Origin of the sequence: Paenibacillus sp. Mc5Re-14, assembly GCF_001049835.1 — a bacterium.
Taxonomy (GTDB): Bacteria; Bacillota; Bacilli; order Paenibacillales; family Paenibacillaceae; genus Paenibacillus; species Paenibacillus polymyxa_C.
Map to the genome: position 1 here is coordinate 525,784 of NZ_CVPD01000001.1, position 19,504 is coordinate 545,287.

A 19,504-nucleotide genomic window follows, 5' to 3' on the forward strand; every position below is an offset into this window, starting at 1 on the left:
GTTGATTGCCGCTGTGATTATCATCCCTCTCATGTACCGTATAATTAACATTTACCTTTATCAATAATGAATTCGTTTACAAATAAAATATAGCACGCCATTCTACGGTTCGTCAATGCATTTTTCAATCTTTTTAAATAATTATAAAACATAGATTAGAGTAACTTAAAAAGTGAAATTAAATCGTATTTAAGTAATTTTATTAATAAAATCTAATTGAAAAAAACTTAAATGCGATCTTTTTTATAAAAAAGGCTTTATTTTAGAACACGATTTCCTCTCTTCTTCTTTTAGTAAAAAAAATTTACATAAAAGCAGTTTACTTCTTTATGATTTTATTTTAACATAAATCAAAGTAAAAATATAAGCGCTTACATCACACTTTTTATAGATAAGGATGGGCTATAGCTATGATTTATATTAAGGACTTAATGTCAGGGTTAGATATTTTCAAAGCATTGGGCTCGGAAATCCGCATTCAAATTCTTGAATTACTTGCTGTTCAAGGACAAAGTATGAATGATATTGCGAGCAAGCTGAATTTAAGTAACGGCACCATTACGATGCATATTCGCAAACTGGAAGAATGCGGACTTGTGGAAATCAATACCGTAAGCGGTAAACACGGGACCCGAAAAATGTGTTATTTAAATAAGGAAAAGCTAATGGTAGATCTGCGCAGCAGAGAACAAAAAAATGTATATGAGGTAGAAATTCGCATCGGTCATTATAGTAACTACCAGGCAGTTCCTACTTGTGGATTAGTGACCAAAGACAGCATTATCGGCGATTTTGATGATCCACGCTATTTTGCAGATCCCGCGCGACTGGACTCTGAAATGATCTGGATGGCAGAAGGCTTTCTGGAATACCGCATTCCTAACTACTTGAAAGCGAATCAATCCTTTACCGAAATTCAATTTTCCGCAGAGCTGGGGTCAGAAGCACCGTGTTATTGTGAGGACTATCCGTCTGATATTTGTTTTCATGTAAATGGTATTGCCATCGGTCACTGGACGAGCCCAGGCGATTTTGGAGCTGTTCCGGGGGTCCTCAATCCCGATTGGTGGCCTCCACACTTGAATCAGTACGGCATGCTGAAGTTAATTCGCATCAATCAACATGGAAGCTTCATTGACGGGTGTCGTATATCAGAAGTCACAATAGACGATATTGGACTTGATTACAAAAGCGATATTACACTGCGTTTATCCGTATCCGATCAATCGCAAAACAAAGGAGGGCTCACTATTTTTGGTAAAAGATTCGGAAATTTCAGCCAAGATTTGCTTGTGCGCGTGCTTTATGATGTACACGAAGAAGATAACTCCAACTCCTAACTCGTCACAGATAAAAAGGCCGAAGTCTGTATTCATTGAATACAGGTCCTCGGCCTCAATCCTAATCCTCACGTAAAGAGATATAGATAAATAGATAAAAGATGAGCCCCATCCCAAACACCAGCCAGCTAAAAGACAGTAAATGAAGCTTCTCCCCTGCATTTACTGCCCAGCTCCAAAGATCCGCAAAAAGCACCAGCGGTTGCAGCAACACATCCCAACTATTCCAGCGTGCAAATCTGCCTATATATACACCTATGCTGGCCAACCACAACATCACAAAGACTACAACCCATGCGAGCCACCCTGAACAAATCTTCCTCAACATACGGTGGATCATCAATACACAAAGAGATGTAAGAAAAAGACCAATTCCAGCGGCTGAAAAGGACGTAAATAAGATTAGCCAAAATTGAGTGTTCAACCAAAAACGCGTACCAGGGTTCACATCGTAAAAACGGAATGCATGTAGTAACTCGGTCACTAGATAAAGAGCATTCGGCAGAAAGAACAACCATACCCATGCGGCGAAAAATAAAAGAATATTTCTCACTTTTGCATATTGTAATTTGGATACAGCCACCATTAACAATGAAATAAACACCGGAACCCAGGCCAGGAATATGTCCCAGTACAGAAATTGATATATCCTCGTCTCGCTTGTGGACTGTAAATACATAATGAGTCCGAAACAGCCCAATGTAGCTACAAGCATCACCCCCAACAAACCGGGCAGCTTGTAACCCTTCCTTCTTAACAGCAAACTTCCATCTACCTCCTGCCTAAAAACGCGTATTTACGTCTTTTTAACTTTCTCATATAGCGCTTTCATATATAGAGAGGGCTTTTATTTATTCCACGTTTCGTATATCCTCGAACACATGGTTTGTTATTGTCAAAGCGTCAAAGGTAACATTACACCCCTCCCCTACTGGAGATTGTGCAACAACCCCAACTTTTAGCTGGCTGGGAACATTCATCCCAAAATATCTGGCCAGTTTCCAATGCTGACCATCCGATGAATAATGAAAGGCAAAGCAATTTCCAGCTCGTGTTACTCGCAAATACGGATTAGAAGCATCCATCGCCCCCGATATACAATCATCGGATGTATCCCGTGTAACCACACTTAGGATCGAGGGGGTATTCTCAAAGTATTCAAAGCACACTTTAGCCCAATGAGTATCATCAGCCATCACCATCAAGCATCCTGAGTCATAGGGCTGCTTCATATCGACACGAACCCTCGTCCATATTGTAAAATCTCCTTGAAGGGTGGTATGCAAAAAAGGAGCGGACGATTTGATAACGGCGCCGGACGGATCTCTAAAAAAATCTGCCTGTGAAGGTGCAGATACTTGTAAAGCCTTGAATTCATCGAAGCTCCATACAGTCGGTTCGTTGATCCAGCCCCATCCTTGAGGCAAAACCTTGTCGTTAAAGCCTTCAAATACATTCATATGGATACCATCCCTCTCTAGCCAATATAGTCTTAACACAGTGAATTTTGGGGTACAGTTCCCCTTGATACCACTATATACGTTATCTTCCAGTCGTCAATGATGATGCCCCTGTCTTTACAATTTATAAAAAAAGACTTGCCATTCTGAAATGTTGTGCTTATAATTACACCTAAATTGATACGGCAACAAATTTCAATGACGAGAACGAGTAAGCTATACAGCGGATTTGCAGAGAGTTGGGGCAGGTGAAAGCCAACATTCCGAGGGTAGCTGAACGCCATCTCTGAGAAGCGGGCTGAACCTGAAGTAAGCTCTGCCGCCTTTCCAGCGTTAACCGGAACACGTATTGATGGATACGTGAACAGAGTGTCATTTCCTATGGAATGAAACTAGGGTGGTAACACGGGTATAAACTCGTCCCTTTTACAGGGGCGGGTTTTTTTGTTTTTCAATAAGGAGGAATCAACATGACAAATGTATCGACAGCAGTATCTATAACTGATTTTTTGACTCCGGCTGTACGGGAAATGCCGCCTTCAGGTATCCGTCGGTTTTTTGAATATAGTGCAGGCAGAAAAGATATCGTATCGCTTGGTGTTGGTGAACCGGATTTTGTAACTCCTCAACATGTGAGAAAGGCCTGTATCACAGCACTGGAAAATGGTAAAACCTCATACACACCCAATGCAGGTCTCCCTGAGCTTCGTGAGGAAATTGCCGGATATCTGGAGAGCAGCTTCAGCACATCCTATAACCCGGCAGATGAAATCATGGTCACTGTTGGCAGTAGTGAAGCGTTGGATTTGGCGCTACGCGCCCTCATCACAACACACGATGAAATACTCATACCAGCTCCCTGTTATATTTCGTATTCGCCTATTACGTTTTTGAACGGAGGACATACCGTAACGGTTGAAACGTCTGCTGACCAGCAGTTTAAGCTGACAGCTGAGGCGCTCAAATCCAAGCTGACTCCACGATCCAAAGTGCTTATTCTCTGTTATCCGAACAACCCGACTGGCGGGGTGATGACCTATGAGGATTGGCTACCCATTGCCCGTCTGGTTGAGGAGCATAATCTGATCGTCATATCGGACGAAATTTATGCTGAATTGACCTATGGACAGCAGCATGTAAGTTTCGCTTCTCTGCCAGGAATGAAAGAACGCACCCTGCTCATCAGCGGCTTTTCCAAAGCATTTGCCATGACAGGCTGGAGGGTCGGCTATGTATGCGGACCGAAAGAGTTGATTTCAGCCATGCTGAAAATCCATCAATATACAGCCATGTGCGCGCCTATTATCGGGCAAATTGCCGCTATTGAATCCCTGCGCAACGGGCTGGAGGAAAAAGATCGTATGATGGAGTCCTACAATCAACGTAGAAAATGGTTCGTTGCTGCCCTCTGTCAGACAGGGCTTCCATGTCATGAACCAAATGGTGCCTTCTATGCTTTTCCCTCCATTATGCACACAGGGTTAAGCTCAGAACAGTTTGCCAAACGACTGTTGGAAGAACAAGGAGTTATAACGGTCCCGGGTTCCGCATTCGGCCCAGGCGGCGAAGGTTTTATCCGCTGCTCGTATGCGTCATCACGTGAACAGCTGGAAACGGCTCTGGAACGCATCAGCGTATTCCTGAAACGCCTGTAAACCGATTTTCCATCGCATGAACTGAACATGAGCATGAGGTGAACATTTACTTCAGCAGCTTCTGAATAAGCTTTTTCTGGTGTGGTGGCAAGCCTTCCGGCCATTCCCCTACGCGGCAGTAACAAATGTCGGAGATTTCAGCGCTTGGTCAAAAGGTACCCGGGATAACCCGGCCTGTAAAAATAAGATCCACGCGGTTCGGCAACTGGCCAAACTGGGCTTGCGCCAATGAGGTGATCTCTACCTCCAGCCCAGTTTCTTCCCGGACTTCGCGCCGTAAGGCGGTTTCCGGCTGCTCTAGCTCCATCCAGCCGCCGGGAATTCCCCACGGTTGCTTCCGGTATACGTGCTTTAATAGCAGCACTTCCCCGGCATCGTTCGTGAAAATGCCCAGCACAGCAACTAAAAATTTATGTTGTGCCCGGTACACCAATGCATTTTTCAATCGAGTGAACGGCGTATGCTTATACATGAATATAAGCCAATCCCGCGGGATCTTATTTATCAGCTTAACCAGCATAACACACCTCCAGTTGAGCACTCTTACATCAATTCATTCGTTGGATTAAGTTAAATGAGGAGCTTAAGTATGTATAATAAAAAATTAATCTTTAGGTGACTGTAGCTTACGGCTATATAACTGAGCATTTTCCGCATCAAAACAAACAAAAATAATTTCATTCAACCCAACATGTTCCTGCACAAAACGTGTCACTTCCTGTATAGCAATCTCGGCCGCCTTTTCTTTCGGGAATCGGTAGATGCCTGTGCTGATATTGGGAAAAGCAATGCTGCGTGCATTCAATTCTAAAGCTAATTGCAGTGTATGACGGTAGCATGTCGCCAATAGCTCTTCTTCCTGATGGTCGCCACCATTCCACACAGGGCCGACAGTATGAACAACATATTGGGCTTCCAGCTTGCCAGCCGTCGTATAAACTGCGCCTCCTACCGGACATCCCCCTTGCTTGTTTCTGATTCGGACACAATCTTCCAATATAGCCGGACCGCCAGCTCTATGAATTGCACCATCTACACCACCGCCACCCAGCAAGCTTGTATTTGCAGCGTTGACAATAATATCCGCCTTACAACGGGTAATATCCCCTTGCACCACACGTATGATCACGTTAAATAGTTCAATTTGGGTATCCATTGATCCTCCTTCTCTTCTAAAAACCAGCTTTGTTATATAGTCATCTTATAGTCTCTACAAGCGATTTCTAAAATATCGTCATAGGTTTTCAACAGAAAGTGTTTTAGATTTTTCCCCCGTGCACTAGCTATTGTAGCTAATAATGGCGTATCTGTAAGCTCATCAAAACTACTACCTTGCGTATACTTCTGCTCAGGCATGTCTAAAGCCACATCCAGTTCAATCATATTAAAGTAGTAGACTCCTGTAAATATAAGCTCATAGGGTACAAAAACGTCTACTGCTTCTGACGCCAACCCCCCATTAATCTCTCCCTTCAAAACCAGCTCTTTCTTCGCATAATTCATATGAACCTGATCCAAATAGACCGCATCCCGCCCATGCAATTCGCCAAGCGGCGTTTGAATAGCTTTTATGTGTGGCATCCAGGTGTTCTCCAGTCCTAAGTTATTTTCCATCCAACAACATAAGTGCGGTCGCAACCGCATGATCCACAAAAGAACGCTCTGGGCGTGACTTCATCATCACGGTTATCCCGATTAACAAAGAGACCAACGTGTGTGCCAAAGCTCGTGCATCTATAGTCACCTCAAGCTCCCCAGATTGAATACCACGTTCGAGGGTCTCCTGAAAGACAGCAGAGAGATACATCTGATGTTCTCTGGTTAAAATTTCAAACCTCTCATCATGAGGGGCTAGTTCTACCATTGTATTGATGCAAAAGCATCCCTTATTGGACCCCTCCTCGTACTCTTCTGCCACCACTCCTCCAAAAAAATTGTAAAATGCTTCTTTTACAGCTGAACTATTTTGCAGTTTAGCCCTTACACAAGCTGCATGAGATTGCGTATATTTACGCAGCGCAGCTTCGAACAATTGCTTTTTATCCCCAAAGGCAGCATATATGCTGGGGCGTTGTATTCCCATACGCGAGGTTAATTCGCTTAAAGATGTGGCCTCAAAACCCTTTTCCCAAAAAACTTGCATCGCTGCATCCAACGCTTGATCTTCATCAAATTCTCGTGGTCGAACCATACTTTTCCCCTTCTTTTCGTATCGTTCAGTATATTAAGATTGTATGATCTCCAGAAGCGGCTGTCAAATATATACGGGTTAAACTCTTGACAAATCTTATGGATGAGAGTTACATTGACCTAAAATCATTACATACCAATCAGTATATTATACTGATCAGTATGCAAATCACAGAAAGCGACGTGGTATGTGAAAATGAAGACGTCAGAAGAAAACGCTCTCCCCCTCTCCCATCAAACGATAGCAAACACTGCCGAAATAGCCCCCGTTCCGGTTCTGTCCCGGTCTGTGGCACTCTTGTTTGCTATAGCCTGCGGGCTGGCTGTCGCTAACATTTACTATGCACAGCCATTACTGGATGCGCTGGCGCACGAGTTTGGCATTACACACTCATCAGTCGGTATCGTTATTACCGTCACGCAAATTTGTTATGCGTTAGGACTGCTGCTGCTCGTCCCGCTTGGCGATCTCTTGAACAGACGGCGATTGATTACAGGACAAATGCTGCTATCTGTGCTGGCATTAATCCTGGTTAGCTTTGCCCCTACCCGTACAATACTGCTTATGGGAATGGCAATGGTTGGACTGCTGGCTGTTGTGACTCAAACACTCGTGGCATTCGCCTCGACCTTGGCTAATCCAACTGAACGCGGGCAGGTCGTAGGGCTGGTAACCAGCGGAGTCGTTATCGGCATTTTACTCGCACGAACCGTTGCTGGTGTATTAACTGATCTGGCAGGCTGGCGTTCAGTTTACCTTATTTCTGCTGTACTTACGCTGTTTATGGCTGTGGCTCTATTGCGAGTGCTCCCCAAGAACGAACCCACAAGCGCCACACTTTCCTATGCGCAGCTACTTCGCTCGGTTATCACACTGTTCGTCCAAGAACGAATTCTGCGTATTCGTGCTGTCCTTGCGCTGCTCATTTTCACAGCGTTCAGCATACTGTGGACTTCGCTTGTATTACCTCTCAGTGCCCCCCCATTTTCTCTTTCACACACTGCAATTGGGGCCTTCGGCTTGGCTGGAGTCGCCGGAGCATTAGCAGCAGCACAAGCAGGGCGGCTTGCCGATCAAGGCTTGGGACAACGAACGACAGGTATCGCACTAGTTATATTGCTGCTGTCCTGGCTACCTATAGGCTACACCGAGCATTCTCTATTCGCTTTAACTCTTGGTGTCATTCTTTTGGACTTGGCCGTACAGGCTGTACATGTCACAAACCAGAGCTTGATTTTTAACGTTCGCCCTGAAGCACGGAGCCGACTTACCGCAGGCTACATGATATTTTATTCCATCGGTAGCGCCACTGGAGCCATTACCTCCACTCACATGTATACCTATGCTGGGTGGAATGGAGTTTGTCTATTGGGGGCTGGTGTCAGTGCTCTAGCTTTCATTTTTTGGGCGGTGACTCGACGTTCAACTTGATGGTAAACCCATATGGTTTGGATCAACGAAAAACCGCCTGGGCCTCAATAACGGCCTAGGCGGTTCTCTTCTACTGTAGATCATCACTTAATTGCAATATAAATTAAAACGGGTTCATCTGGATTGCCATACACTTCAAAATCACCTGTGTAGGTCCGCTCCCCTTGTCCCGTGGCAGCCCATGCCCAAATTGTCTGCCATACACGGAAGACAGAAGAAGGTTCATGGGTTGCCTGAAAAATAGCATAGCGTGCAGCCGGAATTACAAGTTCTTCAAGCTCGTCAGGAGTTTGGAAGTCCTCAGCCGCTTCCTTTCCAATAAAAAATGTATACTCGCCCAGAGCTCCATTTTCATAGTCAGTATAGCAACCATAGACGGAAGCAAGTCCTTCATGACCCCTGATCCGACCTGCCACATTCTCACCTACAAAACGTTCCCACATGCTTGGAATGATCCCGTGGGGCGTTTGTTCCTTCTGATTATTGGTACGTGCTTTTAGTCCAATTAAATGGATTTCACCTCGGTACTCCTCACGAATGGGTCCATCAAATGGAAGCTCTGTATTCTCTGAAGACCGCCACCTCTTCAAATTCGGTAGGTAATTACGCAGCATCAAAGTCGCTTCTTCTGCCTGCATTCCCTCTTCTACCAGAAACGGCACACACTGCTGGATCATTCCCTCCATCGTCAAGTCAGGCTGTACAAATGCACCTTCCTTGTAACAATACTTGCAATACTCATCTGTATTATTATGTTGTGCATCCGTTCCATATTGATCCTCATGCTCCAGCGGCATCCCGCAACTTTGACAAGCTTTATCCATTCTCATAAATCCCCTTTCGCTAACTCATATCTGGTATGCCACCAGTATAACGAAACAAACCTGACAACTATGGGTCAGGTTCGTTTTACTTTAATCTAAGATTTACTCTATAATTCCTAGCCTTCTTCATAATTAGACGCAATACGCAACGCCATCTTATGAATCTTGTCTCGCAAATGAGCCGGTTCTTTGACAACCACATCCGGTCCGAGGCTTAAAATGAATCCGTACACCCACGCATCCTCGGGAAACGGAACCGAAACCGTGTAAATTCCTTCCTCCTGCTCGTTCAATGCTTCCACACCAAACCAGTCCTCCCCCAGATGTCTTGAGTTGCGGTTAAATTGTAGCGTAAACGGTTGTACATCCCTGGATGCCGTCATCCGTCCCTCATTCCACGGCAGCACTTCATCAGAAAGATCCCTGCGGGTGAAAGCCGTCTCTGTAACTACAGGCTCACTCATACGAGAAAGCTTGAACAACCGAAACTGCCCCCTGTCGGGACAATACGCATACACAAACCATTGTTGCCCTTTCAGCACAAGCGTATGTGGTTCCACATTCCGCTTCGTTCGGGTTCCTTCCGCATTTCGATAGACAAAAGCAACCGTACGCGCTTGACTCATTGCCTCTTTTACCTTTATTAATTTAGCTTCCTGGACAGACTGATTTCCCCATCCCGAATGATCGACGATAAACTGTGTGGTACGGACACTAAATTGCTCTTTTTCAGACTCTGGTATAATGCTTTCAAATTTATGAAGTAACCGGGATACGTTGGGACCTCCCAACGACGAGGACAAACTCTGTAGGCCCATCACAATGTCCTTGATATCATGATCCGTCAGCATACTGCGATCCAGACGATATCCTTCCATCAGGCCAATCCCCCCACCTGCTCCCTGAAAAGTTACTACTGGGATACCAGCCAGACTAATCGCTTCAATATCTCTATAAATCGTCCGAATTGAAACCTCATACAAATCAGCGAGTTCCTTTGCTTGTATTCTATTTCTTTTCAGCAGCAAAATGACGATAGAAAGCAATCGATCGATTTTCATTTTTTCAAAACCTTTCACCCTTAATAAAAATAAGCCAGGAGTTCCTCATCATATCCCTGACCGTGATATTCCAAAGCGTTCTTTTCAATACCATAAGTTTTGAATCCCAATTTTCTATAAAGCTCAACAGCTGCTTGATTGGCAGCCACCACACTCAAATTGATTTGTTTCAATCCTTCCACTTTTCTACCTCGACTGATAACTTCCAATAAAAGTTTCTTAGCGATCCCCTGGCCTCGGTAAATCGGTGGTACATACACTCCCCAAATCGTTCCTTTATGCCGTGTCTTAATTTTGTGTTCTCTTCTAAACCCGGTCATGCCAGCCAGCTGATGATCCTTTGTAAATGCACCAAGTATGTAATGATCTCTCTTATTTTGTATTTGCTTCACTATATCAAATAACGAAACTTGTACAGCTTCCTCATAGGAGGTTCCAAAAGCTTCGGGATTCATTTTTAGGGCTTCCAGTCTTAAATTCCAATACGCTTCAGCGTCTGCTGGCTCTATGTTCCTGATGATAATCATGGCTTCATCCCTCCAAATGTTTTCCTCCATCTTACTCTATCTATTATTTAAATTAAATCTATGATGCCTAAATTAAAATAACCTCAGATGCTAGATCCAGCCGAATATAGCATCTGAGGCTTCAATACTCATTACATATTATGACTCATAGCGTTTCAGCACAATGACCGCATTATGACCACCGAAGCCGAAAGAATTAGATAACCCAATATTTAGCGAAGCCTTGCGCGCTTCGTGAGGCACATAATCCAGATCACAAACAGGGTCTGGATTGTCCAGATGCATCGTTGGCGGAATGATACCTTCTCGAAGGCTTTGAACAAGCGCAATCGCTTCGACACCGCCTGCGGCTCCTAGCATATGACCTAGCATGGACTTATTCGCGGTTACCGGAATCTGATAGGCATAGTCACCAAACAGCTTGTGAATCGCCAAGGTTTCAGCGATATCCCCTACAGCCGTACTCGTTGCGTGAGCACTGATCACGTCCACTTCTTCAGGGGAGATTCGAGCCGAATGAAGGGCCGCTTTCATTGCTAGATAAGCTCCGGTTCCTTCAGGATGCGGTGCAACCATATGATAGGCATCCGAACTCGCTCCATAACCGATGACCTCACCATAGATTTCTGCACCACGCCGGGTAGCGTGCTCCAGCGACTCCAGCACCAAGATGCCTGCTCCTTCGCTCATGACAAAACCGTCCCGATTCTTGTCAAACGGCCGACTTGCTGTGGAAGGCTCCTCGTTACGTGTCGACAAGGCAGTTGCATTAGCGAAACTTGCCAAAGCCAATCGAGACACCGCCGCTTCAGCTCCACCGGCAAAAATGACATCCGCATCTCCTGTACGAATGGTTCGAAATGCCTCTCCAATTGCAGTGTTCCCAATTGAACAAGCCGTTACAGGTGAAAGCGTAGGACCCATTGCTCCAAACGCGATACTAATTTGGGCAGCAGCCATATTCGAGATCATCATAGGTACCAGCGTCGGGCTAACTCTGCCCGGACCACGATGTAGCAGCACGTCCACATTGTCTACCAACGTATCCAAACCGCCAACTCCTGATCCCACATATACACCTACACGCTCCAGATCAGTGCGATCTAGTTCCAGGCCAGAATCCTTGAGCGCTTGCTCTGCCGCATATAATGCAAACTGAGTAAATCGATCCATTCGTCTGGCATCCTTACGCCCCCACTGTTTTTCTGCATCAAAATCCTGTACCAGTCCAGCAATTTGTGCTTTTAAATCGGACACATCAAATGAATTAATTTTACGTATACCTGAATGGCCCTCCAGCAAATTGTTCCATAGCGTGTCTACTTCATTACCCAATGGCGAAACGACACCCATACCTGTTATCACTACTCTTTGCATAAGCTATTCATTCCTCCTGCTCGATGGCTTACTTATAATCCTCATTTTACCCCCGTCTTATCCTATTACAAGTGTTTGTTTATCCTGGTATAATGAACACTACTATAGTAAGCGCCTGATTTAATTACTTCAGATACACTCATTGAATGGAGAGAAAATACCTATGAAAACGGAAGCACGTCTGGAAGCACTATCTGTTTTTCTGAAAACAAAAAGGGCCCGCCTACACCCGCATATGGTTGGTCTTCCCCCAGGGTCACGTCGCAGAACACCAGGTTTACGTAGAGAAGAAGTCGCTCAGCTAGCAGGTGTCAGTACAACCTGGTATACCTGGCTGGAGCAGGGTCGGGATATTAAAGTATCCGCCTCCGTGTTGGATGCTATTGCTGCTGCCTTGCAGTTGAACACGGATGAGCGTAAATATTTGTACGATTTAGCGCTGGAAGCCGGGTCTCATAACCTTCCTGCTCCTGCAGAGCAGGCGATCATATCTCCATCTCTGCAAAAGATCGTACAAGAGTTGCACTACTGTCCTGCTATTATTTCAGATCGGCGCTGCCATATTGTCGGCTGGAACGAAGCTGCCGCTCATGTTTTTATGGATTTTGCCGAGCTACCACATGAGCAACGCAATATGATCGAACTGCTATTTACCAAAAAGGAGTTTAAAAGTCTGGCCGTGAATTGGGAACACTTTGTAAAGGGGTTTCTTGCTATATTCCGCGCTTATTACGGGCAATACGTAACAGACCCCTGGTATGCTCAATTTATACAAAACATGAGTCAGGCCTACCCAGAGTTTAACGAGCTTTGGAATCAGAGTGAGGTAAGCTCCGCTCCCGAAGTGCTCATTGAATTTCGTCATGCCAAGGCTGGCAAAATGTTATTTGACCTGACTTCCCTTCAGGTACAAGGCAGTGTCGATCTCCGTTGCAGCATTTACACCCCTAATGGGCAAACTTCTACGGAAAGTAAACTCCAAAAGTTAATGGAAGGCAACTAAAGGATTTCATCCCTCCTGTTATGAAGATATCTTTTTCCGTCCATACTACATCTACGATCTGTGCAAAATAGATGCCATATATGTGACAGAGCCGATAGCTTCAACTGTGCTACTACCAGGAGGGAGGGAATCATCATGAAAGCCAAACCGACAAGTTCCCAGCACACACAAAACCAAGCACCATTGCCTGTTCCGGTACAATTTGACCGCAGCTGGCAGGACGAGCTGGACCAACGCCTGCACAAGGGAGGCCCCTGGGGAGATTGGGATCTGTATCAGCTGGCCATCGAGGCGGAAAAGGCCAAGCTGGTGCCGAGCTTTGATGAACTTCAATGTCTTCAGCATTTGCAAGACCTCACTCCTCTGCCCCATCAACTCGATACCGCTCGGAAGGTACTGTTTGAGATGTCTGGACGTGCCATTCTTGCCGATGAAGTCGGCCTAGGCAAAACAATTGAAGCTGGAATGATCCTTAAGGAATATCTGGTTCGCGGGCTGGCTTCCAAAGTGCTTATTCTTGTACCCGCTTCTTTGGTCCTGCAATGGGTGCGTGAGCTGAATAGCAAATTCGGCATTCCCGCAGTCGCCCAGAAAAAAGCGTATTCTTGGTCTTCCGAGGTCGTCGTAGCCTCTATGGATACGGCCAAAAGAGAGCCACATAGTAACATCCTGCTAGATACCGATTATGACCTGCTCATTATTGACGAGGCTCATAAGCTAAAGAATAAAAAAACATCCAACTACCAGTTCATTATGAAGTTGCGTAAGAAATATTGTTTGCTCCTGACAGCTACACCTGTACAGAACGATCTATCTGAGCTGTTTAATCTGATCACGTTACTCAAGCCCGGTCAATTGGGAAGACAAGGCGATTTTTCAGCAAACTTTGTTGTAGATAAACGTCTGCCCAAAAATGAAGATCAGCTCAAGGATGAGCTGTCTAAAGTCATGATCCGCAATCGTCGGGGAGAAGGGCCAGTTCAATTCACTAAACGAAATGTTTCCAACATTCACTTGGAGCTCTCGCCAGAAGAGCAAGCGCTGTACGATGGGGTGACCTCTTTTGTCAAAGAGCAATATCAAGCGAATGGCGGAAATTTAAGCAGCATGCTGTCTCTCGTTACCCTTCAACGTGAAGTGTGCAGTAGCCGGGACGCTGTGTTCGTCACGCTGGTCAATTTGTCCAAAAAGATGGCTCCAGACTCTCCTCTACGCGATCGTGTCTGGGACTTGGTCGCACACATTAAAGCGATCAAGGCCAATTCCAAAGCTGAAAAAGCGCTTGAGCTTATCCGGAAGATGAACGAAAAAGTGATTATTTTTACAGAATATCGGGCCACACAGGAGTATTTGCTAAACTATTTCCGTGATCGCGGACTGTCTGCTGTTCCTTACCGAGGGGGTATGAACCGAGGGCGCAAGGATTGGATGATGGATCTGTTCCGTGGTCGCATTCAGGTTATGATTGCCACTGAAGCAGGTGGTGAAGGTATTAACCTGCAATTTTGTCACCACATGATTAACTTCGATTTACCGTGGAACCCCATGCGCGTGGAACAGCGGATTGGACGGGTGCATCGACTTGGACAGAAGCATGATGTGAATATCTTCAACCTGTCCACTACCGGAACGATTGAGGAGCATATCCTGCACCTGCTGCATGAAAAGATTAATATGTTTGAAATGGTCATTGGCGGATTGGACGTTATTCTGGAAAAGTTCGAGAAAAAAGAATCCATTGAAAAAAGTTTATATAAAATCATGCTTGAGTCCAGCAGTGATGATGAAATTCGCAGAAAAATGCAAAAGTTAGGCCACTCGCTGGATTCCATCAAACAAGAAATAGAACAAATCCGCACAGACCCGTCAGTCACTCCAAATGTAGCAACCGATAAGTCAGCTGGAACAAAGCAGCCTAAGGGACGGCTAACAGGAGTAAGCTCAAGTGTCACCGAGGATTTGTTAGGCTTAGCAGGTGATGCATCTTCTCCAACCAAAGCTCGACGCAGTGTGAAAGGAGGTCGCTAGCGTTGACTATGAATGCACAGCAAGTCCAGCGTTTTGTCCACACCTATCTGGAAGCTACCGGGTGCAGCATCATTGAGAGGTCTCCCCACCATGTAACTGTCAAGCTTTCTCCAGAGGCAGATAAAGCCTTGACAAATCGTCCCTACTATTGGGGATACGTAGAGCGTACTGGCGTTCCAGCGCAGACGATGTCCTTCACATTCATCTTTGATGGGGAAGCCTATCGGACAGAACAGGAACGTTTAGCGGATCAGACGCCACCAGCTCCTGTAGCTGGCAACGCAGCACAAGATCAGGTCATGGGGCGTTACTTCGGTCATGTACCGACGTTACCGCAATTAGGGCCTGGTCGCATTATGCAGGAGGAGCTTCGATACGGAAGCCGTCGGCTGCATCAAATTTTTGAAGCCGCTCGGGATGGAGGAAAATATGTTTATTTGTTCGAGCAGCCGGATGCCCGTCAATTGTCTGCCCGTTCTCCTGTAGTCTATGAAGCTTGGCTCAGCGTCTGCTACAAGATTGAGTTTGCCTGCGATCTGAAGCGTGAGGAACTTCAGTGGCTAGGGATTTCACTCAAAAGCGGCACTATTGTAGCCAATTTTGGCGCTATGCTCGAAACTCGGCAGCTCAGCCCACTACTGGCAGGCAATATGCATGTACAGCCAGCACTGCTATCTGTCCCTGAGGCTTCCACCTCGCTTGAAAACTATCTCACCGAACAGCTCCGACAGCAAGATTATGGTTGGGCTGAGCAGGCGAAGGAACGATTGCGCGAGGAACTAGAGGTCATAGACCACTACTACGATGACCTAATCAAGGAACAGAAAGAGGAAGAGGATAAAAAAGAATCCGTATTAGAGCAGCATCAAGCCCGTCGTAAAGAAATGGTATGGCAATATGAGCCAAAGGTACTCGTATCCGCCATTAACTGCGGCATATTTCACCTGCGGTAACTGATATCTCACGCTCCTTCGCAGGTTGGTTGCAGACATGTCGTCAAGTTGTAACATCTTGCTTCAGCCTACATCAGTTTCTGCTGCTGCAAACACAAGCGTAGTCTAACCTGTCTCCTATGTATCGACAGCAAAAAGCGAACCTGGATACGACATTTGCGCCGACAGGGTGCAGCAGTCTTTTCATCGGACAGGCTGTATGCTAGTTAAAAAAGAATGCCTCCGTCGGCAAGTCATCCGACAGAAAGGTGGATTCCATTGAAGAAAAATCATTCCGGGCATTATAGCGTAGGTATGATCGCAGCTGTACTGATCGGCCTGTCCGCAGTCTGTCCGTTCGCTTCCATTCATGCGGCTCCCTCAGCCGTTCAAGAAAGCAATTTAAGCTCAGCACCCAACTACAACGAAAGCTCGTGGGTTCCTCCAATGGAATCCATGAGTCCTGCTACTCCTTCTGCCTCCCCGGGTGACGTTTCATCAAAGCTTCCTGCTCAGCAACAAGGGGTGCCTGAAGACGTGAAACGGACAGCAGCCGACACCGTACAATCCCTATCGTCGCAACCCCCTTTTGCTTCGTGGAAAGACGCCGAGCTCAGCTACCATCCGCTTGGACCTGGAACCCATAGCTGGCTTGTTCAAGTGAACCATGCAGGAGAATACATTGGCTACCTGATTATCGGATCTGACCCAGACGGCGCTTATCAACTCAATGAATACGGGAATGGTCCAGGCGGACCATATAGTATGGATATACTTCGCCAATCCCTCAAGTTGCTCACAGAAACCGAATTTTCTTCTATCGACAAGCTGCAAATTACACCTATGTATGAGGAACCACTTTTAGCCTATTGGCTGGTGCGTTCCTCTACGGGTAGCCAAATATGTATTGATGCTGTTACTGGCGATCCGCTACCTGTAGAAGTAGCAGATGGGGGCTGGAAACATAAGCTTCAGAACAACGCGATCTCTTCACCTACACCCTTTTCGAAAACGCAGGCACAAACAGTTACTATCTCGTCCGATCCTTTCAATCCCTATGATGATCTGGGTTGGCTTCAAGCTAAGCAAAAACTTTCCATTTATGACACAGGTCAATTTATGGACGCGCTAAGTAATTCACCACGTATGATTTTTTCTGCCACAAGTATCAATTTTGCCTTTGGGGGACCCTTATCCATTAGCGGGTTTCAAGCTTGGATATCTCCAGATCATCCGTCCGAACCCATTTTATATGCATTAACCTACCACGATGGACTTTCCCGATTTGTGCCACTAAAACAGCTGTTGCCTCATGGTCAATTTTACCGTTTGGAATCCTAGTAATTTCAGGAACAACAAAAATCATTCGAAATTATCCCCTATAACAACATAAAAAGAGACCTCAAATGGCATACCCCTGCCTCTTGTGGTCTCTTTGGCGTGTTTAACGTTGCTCTTTTCGCCCTCTGCGTGTGGATTTTATCCACATTTTCAGAGCGAGAGGCAACATGCCAAACCATTTGCTCACCCATGGCTCCTTGGCTTGTTTTTGGCTACGTCGAACCTCACGCGGCGTTTCCATATAACGTACAATCCGCTGTGTAATATACGTCACCAGTTCGTCACTCTTCGCCATCCTCCATGACCTCCTCCATCTGCACCTATCATTTCCAATCACTGTGCCTTGGAAATATCAAATTACACGTTAGGTTCAGATACCACTAGCTTGCACAGTTTTCAGCTACTCTAATCCCTGCGGAATAACTATGCATGGTTTCCCTTAAATGGAACATACTATCTTCAATATAACAGTTCCCCCAAGGTTTATTTTTATATTTGAAGGCAGCTACGCTGCTTAAGGTTTGATGTCTGTTATGCATAGTTTCCAGGTAAACAATCAATTCGTCCATTGGAGGAATAGAACGTGTTGAATAAAAAGTTAAACAAGATATGGCTGATCGGGCTGGGGTTCCTTTGTAGCGCTGTATTTGCCCCATTTGCTTATGCAACTACTCAGCCTGGCGAGAAAAGCACCGACACAAACAAGCATACAGAGACCCCGTTTAATCGCTCCTATCACGATTTTGCCAAGCCCGTGGTCCTGATAGATGTAGGTCATGGCGGTGTGGATGGTGGAACAAATCACAAAGGACTTCTGGAAAAAGATATCAATCTCGCCATTGCTCAAAAACTGTACTTGATCTTACGTTCCCAGAGTTACCCTGCTGTCTTGAATCGGGACAAGGACTACGCACTGAGTGATGATAACCGTTGGTTGCAGTCCAAATCCCGGCATCTTAAAGACCTCGCCCAACGTAAAAGCTTAACAGAACAACTGCCCACTGCTGTGGTTGTAAGCCTGCATGTCAATTGGGCCAAACGTGCCGAAAAACGTGGACCCATTGTACTGTATCAAGATGAAGGCAGCAGCTATATGTTAGCTGAGCAGATCCAGCGTTCATTAAACCGCTTATTTTGCATGAATAGACAAACCATGTACGGAAAACCCTTTTATCTTCTGAATAAAATTCAACATCCCGCTGTAATAGTGGAAACCGGATTTATCAGCAACGAGCAGGACAGAGCCCTACTTTCTGGGGATCGCGGCCAAAAAAGGATTGCTGAAGCTATTGCCGAAGGCATTATTGCCCATCTGACGGCGTGGTAGTATTCGTGGCTGGATCTCCTGTCCACCCCCATACATCACGCACCAGATCGCTAATGCCTACAAACTGAGCATGTTCTTTTAATTTAGGAACCGATGAATGAAGCCCTGAGGAAGTATACATGCCGGACACGCCAACATGTCCAATCGTTACACAGGTGTTGTGCTCTGCCAACCATTCAACCACTTTGCTAAGTTGCCGATTCACATGAGCGAGTGTATGAACATCATCCAAAAAAACATCATTTCGCACCGGTGGCATTCCCTTTTTAGCGGCAAGTTCAGGCACCACTGACCAATAATTAGTTCGGCTATCAACAAAAAATAGTCCATGTTCCTTACAAACATCCAGAACGATGGACATAATGCGCTTGTCTGAGGTGACCTTGGAGCCCATATGATTGTTCATTCCTATGGCATAAGGAACATCCTTGATAGCTGCGGTCACCTTGGCGCGTACTTCTTCATCCGTCATATTAGCCTTGATTGCTCCAGGTCCAAGCCATTCAGGCTTGCCCTGCTTGGGCTCCATTGGAAGATGGACGATAACATCATGACCACGCTTATGCGCTTCCATAGCGTCCTGTTTGGTTGTTGGCAGGAAGGGCATTACAGCAACGGTGATTTTGACAGGTAAATTTAAAATTTCCTTGGTACCTTTCATATTGTTTCCTAGATCATCAATAATGACAGCAACCCTCTTTTGCTGCTGGTTCTGTTGGTCTATTGCTTCGGCAACAGCAGTTTTACAGACCATAAATAACATACAGACTGAAATACAAAGCACTACGATGATTTGCATTCTAGATCTTGCATGGTGTACAAGCGCATAAGACGAATTCTTCCGGTTGCGTGATGCCTTTAAAGCCTTTTTTATTATATTTCTCATGTGCAGCTTCCGTCGTGTACTCATTTGCGGGTCAGCCTCCTTCTCTGTCCCTTCATTGTGTGAGTAAAACCGTTTAAATATGTATAAGGCAGATCTGAGATATAATCTCTGATCTGCCTTG

20 protein-coding genes and 1 other annotated feature are annotated in these 19,504 nt (G+C 45.6%); of the genes, 8 read left to right on the top strand and 12 right to left on the bottom strand.

Annotation, left to right across the window (positions count from 1 at the left end; all coding sequences use genetic code 11):
* Nucleotides 1-410: 410 nt before the first annotated feature.
* Nucleotides 411-1,340, top strand: coding sequence for an ArsR/SmtB family transcription factor (locus BN1546_RS02285; protein ID WP_013370546.1), 930 nt, complete (start codon nucleotides 411-413; stop codon nucleotides 1,338-1,340).
* A 61-nt stretch (nucleotides 1,341-1,401) separates the two neighbouring features.
* Here BN1546_RS02285 and BN1546_RS02290 read toward each other — a convergent pair whose 3' ends face one another.
* Both BN1546_RS02290 and BN1546_RS02295 read right to left on the bottom strand, forming a co-directional pair.
* The gene (locus tag BN1546_RS02290; RefSeq protein WP_090735655.1) at nucleotides 1,402-2,103 is read right to left on the bottom strand and encodes a DUF1361 domain-containing protein; all 702 of its coding nucleotides are present in this window, start codon (nucleotides 2,101-2,103) and stop codon (nucleotides 1,402-1,404) included.
* 88 nt (nucleotides 2,104-2,191) lie between these two features.
* Nucleotides 2,192-2,800 (bottom strand): DUF1349 domain-containing protein, encoded by a 609-nt coding sequence (locus BN1546_RS02295; protein WP_090735658.1) that lies wholly within the window; start codon nucleotides 2,798-2,800, stop codon nucleotides 2,192-2,194.
* Nucleotides 2,801-2,989: 189 nt separating this feature from the next.
* Nucleotides 2,990-3,228: a binding site (T-box leader), on the top strand.
* Nucleotides 3,229-3,270: 42 nt separating this feature from the next.
* Between BN1546_RS02295 and BN1546_RS02300 the strand changes: the two genes are divergently transcribed.
* On the top strand, nucleotides 3,271-4,455 hold the full coding sequence (locus BN1546_RS02300) for an aminotransferase class I/II-fold pyridoxal phosphate-dependent enzyme (protein ID WP_013370543.1): 1,185 nt from the start codon (nucleotides 3,271-3,273) through the stop codon (nucleotides 4,453-4,455).
* A 148-nt stretch (nucleotides 4,456-4,603) separates the two neighbouring features.
* Here BN1546_RS02300 and BN1546_RS02305 read toward each other — a convergent pair whose 3' ends face one another.
* The 4 genes from BN1546_RS02305 to BN1546_RS02320 all read right to left on the bottom strand — a co-directional run bounded on the left by BN1546_RS02305 (nucleotide 4,604) and on the right by BN1546_RS02320 (nucleotide 6,646).
* Nucleotides 4,604-4,975 carry an NUDIX hydrolase gene (locus BN1546_RS02305; RefSeq protein WP_049825456.1) on the bottom strand — a complete coding sequence of 124 codons (372 nt, stop codon included), beginning with the start codon at nucleotides 4,973-4,975 and terminating at the stop codon, nucleotides 4,604-4,606.
* Between the two features lie 84 nt (nucleotides 4,976-5,059).
* Nucleotides 5,060-5,611 (bottom strand): O-acetyl-ADP-ribose deacetylase, encoded by a 552-nt coding sequence (locus BN1546_RS02310; RefSeq protein WP_013370541.1) that lies wholly within the window; start codon nucleotides 5,609-5,611, stop codon nucleotides 5,060-5,062.
* A 32-nt stretch (nucleotides 5,612-5,643) separates the two neighbouring features.
* Nucleotides 5,644-6,036, bottom strand: a complete 393-nt coding sequence (locus BN1546_RS02315) for a hypothetical protein (protein ID WP_025676913.1) — start codon at nucleotides 6,034-6,036, stop codon at nucleotides 5,644-5,646.
* A 22-nt stretch (nucleotides 6,037-6,058) separates the two neighbouring features.
* Entirely contained in the window at nucleotides 6,059-6,646 is a 588-nt protein-coding gene (locus BN1546_RS02320; protein ID WP_090735662.1) for a TetR/AcrR family transcriptional regulator, read from the bottom strand.
* Nucleotides 6,647-6,841: 195 nt separating this feature from the next.
* On the opposite strand from BN1546_RS02320, the gene BN1546_RS02325 reads away from it, so the two are divergent.
* Entirely contained in the window at nucleotides 6,842-8,077 is a 1,236-nt protein-coding gene (locus BN1546_RS02325) for an MFS transporter (protein WP_090735665.1), read from the top strand.
* Between the two features lie 83 nt (nucleotides 8,078-8,160).
* On the opposite strand, the gene BN1546_RS02330 is transcribed toward BN1546_RS02325, so the two are convergent.
* The 4 genes from BN1546_RS02330 to fabF form a co-directional block, all read right to left on the bottom strand.
* Nucleotides 8,161-8,901: a zinc ribbon domain-containing protein gene (locus BN1546_RS02330; protein ID WP_090735667.1), complete on the bottom strand. Its 741-nt coding sequence runs from the start codon at nucleotides 8,899-8,901 to the stop codon at nucleotides 8,161-8,163.
* Between the two features lie 116 nt (nucleotides 8,902-9,017).
* Nucleotides 9,018-9,962 carry a helix-turn-helix transcriptional regulator gene (locus BN1546_RS02335; RefSeq protein WP_040103748.1) on the bottom strand — a complete coding sequence of 315 codons (945 nt, stop codon included), beginning with the start codon at nucleotides 9,960-9,962 and terminating at the stop codon, nucleotides 9,018-9,020.
* A gap of 20 nt (nucleotides 9,963-9,982) precedes the next feature.
* Nucleotides 9,983-10,519 carry a GNAT family N-acetyltransferase gene (locus BN1546_RS02340; protein ID WP_231860487.1) on the bottom strand — a complete coding sequence of 179 codons (537 nt, stop codon included), beginning with the start codon at nucleotides 10,517-10,519 and terminating at the stop codon, nucleotides 9,983-9,985.
* A gap of 108 nt (nucleotides 10,520-10,627) precedes the next feature.
* Nucleotides 10,628-11,866, bottom strand: a complete 1,239-nt coding sequence (fabF, locus tag BN1546_RS02345) for a beta-ketoacyl-ACP synthase II (RefSeq protein ID WP_013370534.1) — start codon at nucleotides 11,864-11,866, stop codon at nucleotides 10,628-10,630.
* Nucleotides 11,867-12,029: 163 nt separating this feature from the next.
* On the opposite strand from fabF, the gene BN1546_RS02350 reads away from it, so the two are divergent.
* The 4 genes from BN1546_RS02350 (at nucleotide 12,030) to BN1546_RS02365 (ending at nucleotide 17,170) form a co-directional block, all read left to right on the top strand.
* Complete coding sequence (locus BN1546_RS02350; protein WP_090735670.1) at nucleotides 12,030-12,869, top strand: helix-turn-helix transcriptional regulator; 840 nt, start codon at nucleotides 12,030-12,032, stop codon at nucleotides 12,867-12,869.
* A gap of 135 nt (nucleotides 12,870-13,004) precedes the next feature.
* Complete coding sequence (locus BN1546_RS02355; RefSeq protein ID WP_040101642.1) at nucleotides 13,005-14,897, top strand: DEAD/DEAH box helicase; 1,893 nt, start codon at nucleotides 13,005-13,007, stop codon at nucleotides 14,895-14,897.
* Between the two features lie 2 nt (nucleotides 14,898-14,899).
* Nucleotides 14,900-15,850 carry a YqhG family protein gene (locus BN1546_RS02360; protein ID WP_040101643.1) on the top strand — a complete coding sequence of 317 codons (951 nt, stop codon included), beginning with the start codon at nucleotides 14,900-14,902 and terminating at the stop codon, nucleotides 15,848-15,850.
* A gap of 258 nt (nucleotides 15,851-16,108) precedes the next feature.
* On the top strand, nucleotides 16,109-17,170 hold the full coding sequence (locus BN1546_RS02365) for a hypothetical protein (protein WP_013370530.1): 1,062 nt from the start codon (nucleotides 16,109-16,111) through the stop codon (nucleotides 17,168-17,170).
* A 103-nt stretch (nucleotides 17,171-17,273) separates the two neighbouring features.
* Here BN1546_RS02365 and BN1546_RS02370 read toward each other — a convergent pair whose 3' ends face one another.
* Nucleotides 17,274-17,465, bottom strand: a complete 192-nt coding sequence (locus BN1546_RS02370) for a YqzE family protein (RefSeq protein WP_040101644.1) — start codon at nucleotides 17,463-17,465, stop codon at nucleotides 17,274-17,276.
* A gap of 288 nt (nucleotides 17,466-17,753) precedes the next feature.
* Between BN1546_RS02370 and BN1546_RS02375 the strand changes: the two genes are divergently transcribed.
* On the top strand, nucleotides 17,754-18,497 hold the full coding sequence (locus BN1546_RS02375; protein ID WP_090735673.1) for an N-acetylmuramoyl-L-alanine amidase: 744 nt from the start codon (nucleotides 17,754-17,756) through the stop codon (nucleotides 18,495-18,497).
* On the opposite strand, the gene BN1546_RS02380 is transcribed toward BN1546_RS02375, so the two are convergent.
* On the bottom strand, nucleotides 18,472-19,407 hold the full coding sequence (locus BN1546_RS02380; RefSeq protein ID WP_090735676.1) for a divergent polysaccharide deacetylase family protein: 936 nt from the start codon (nucleotides 19,405-19,407) through the stop codon (nucleotides 18,472-18,474). The two genes, BN1546_RS02375 and BN1546_RS02380, sit on opposite strands and share 26 nt — an antisense overlap.
* Between the last annotated feature and the right edge of the window lie 97 nt (nucleotides 19,408-19,504).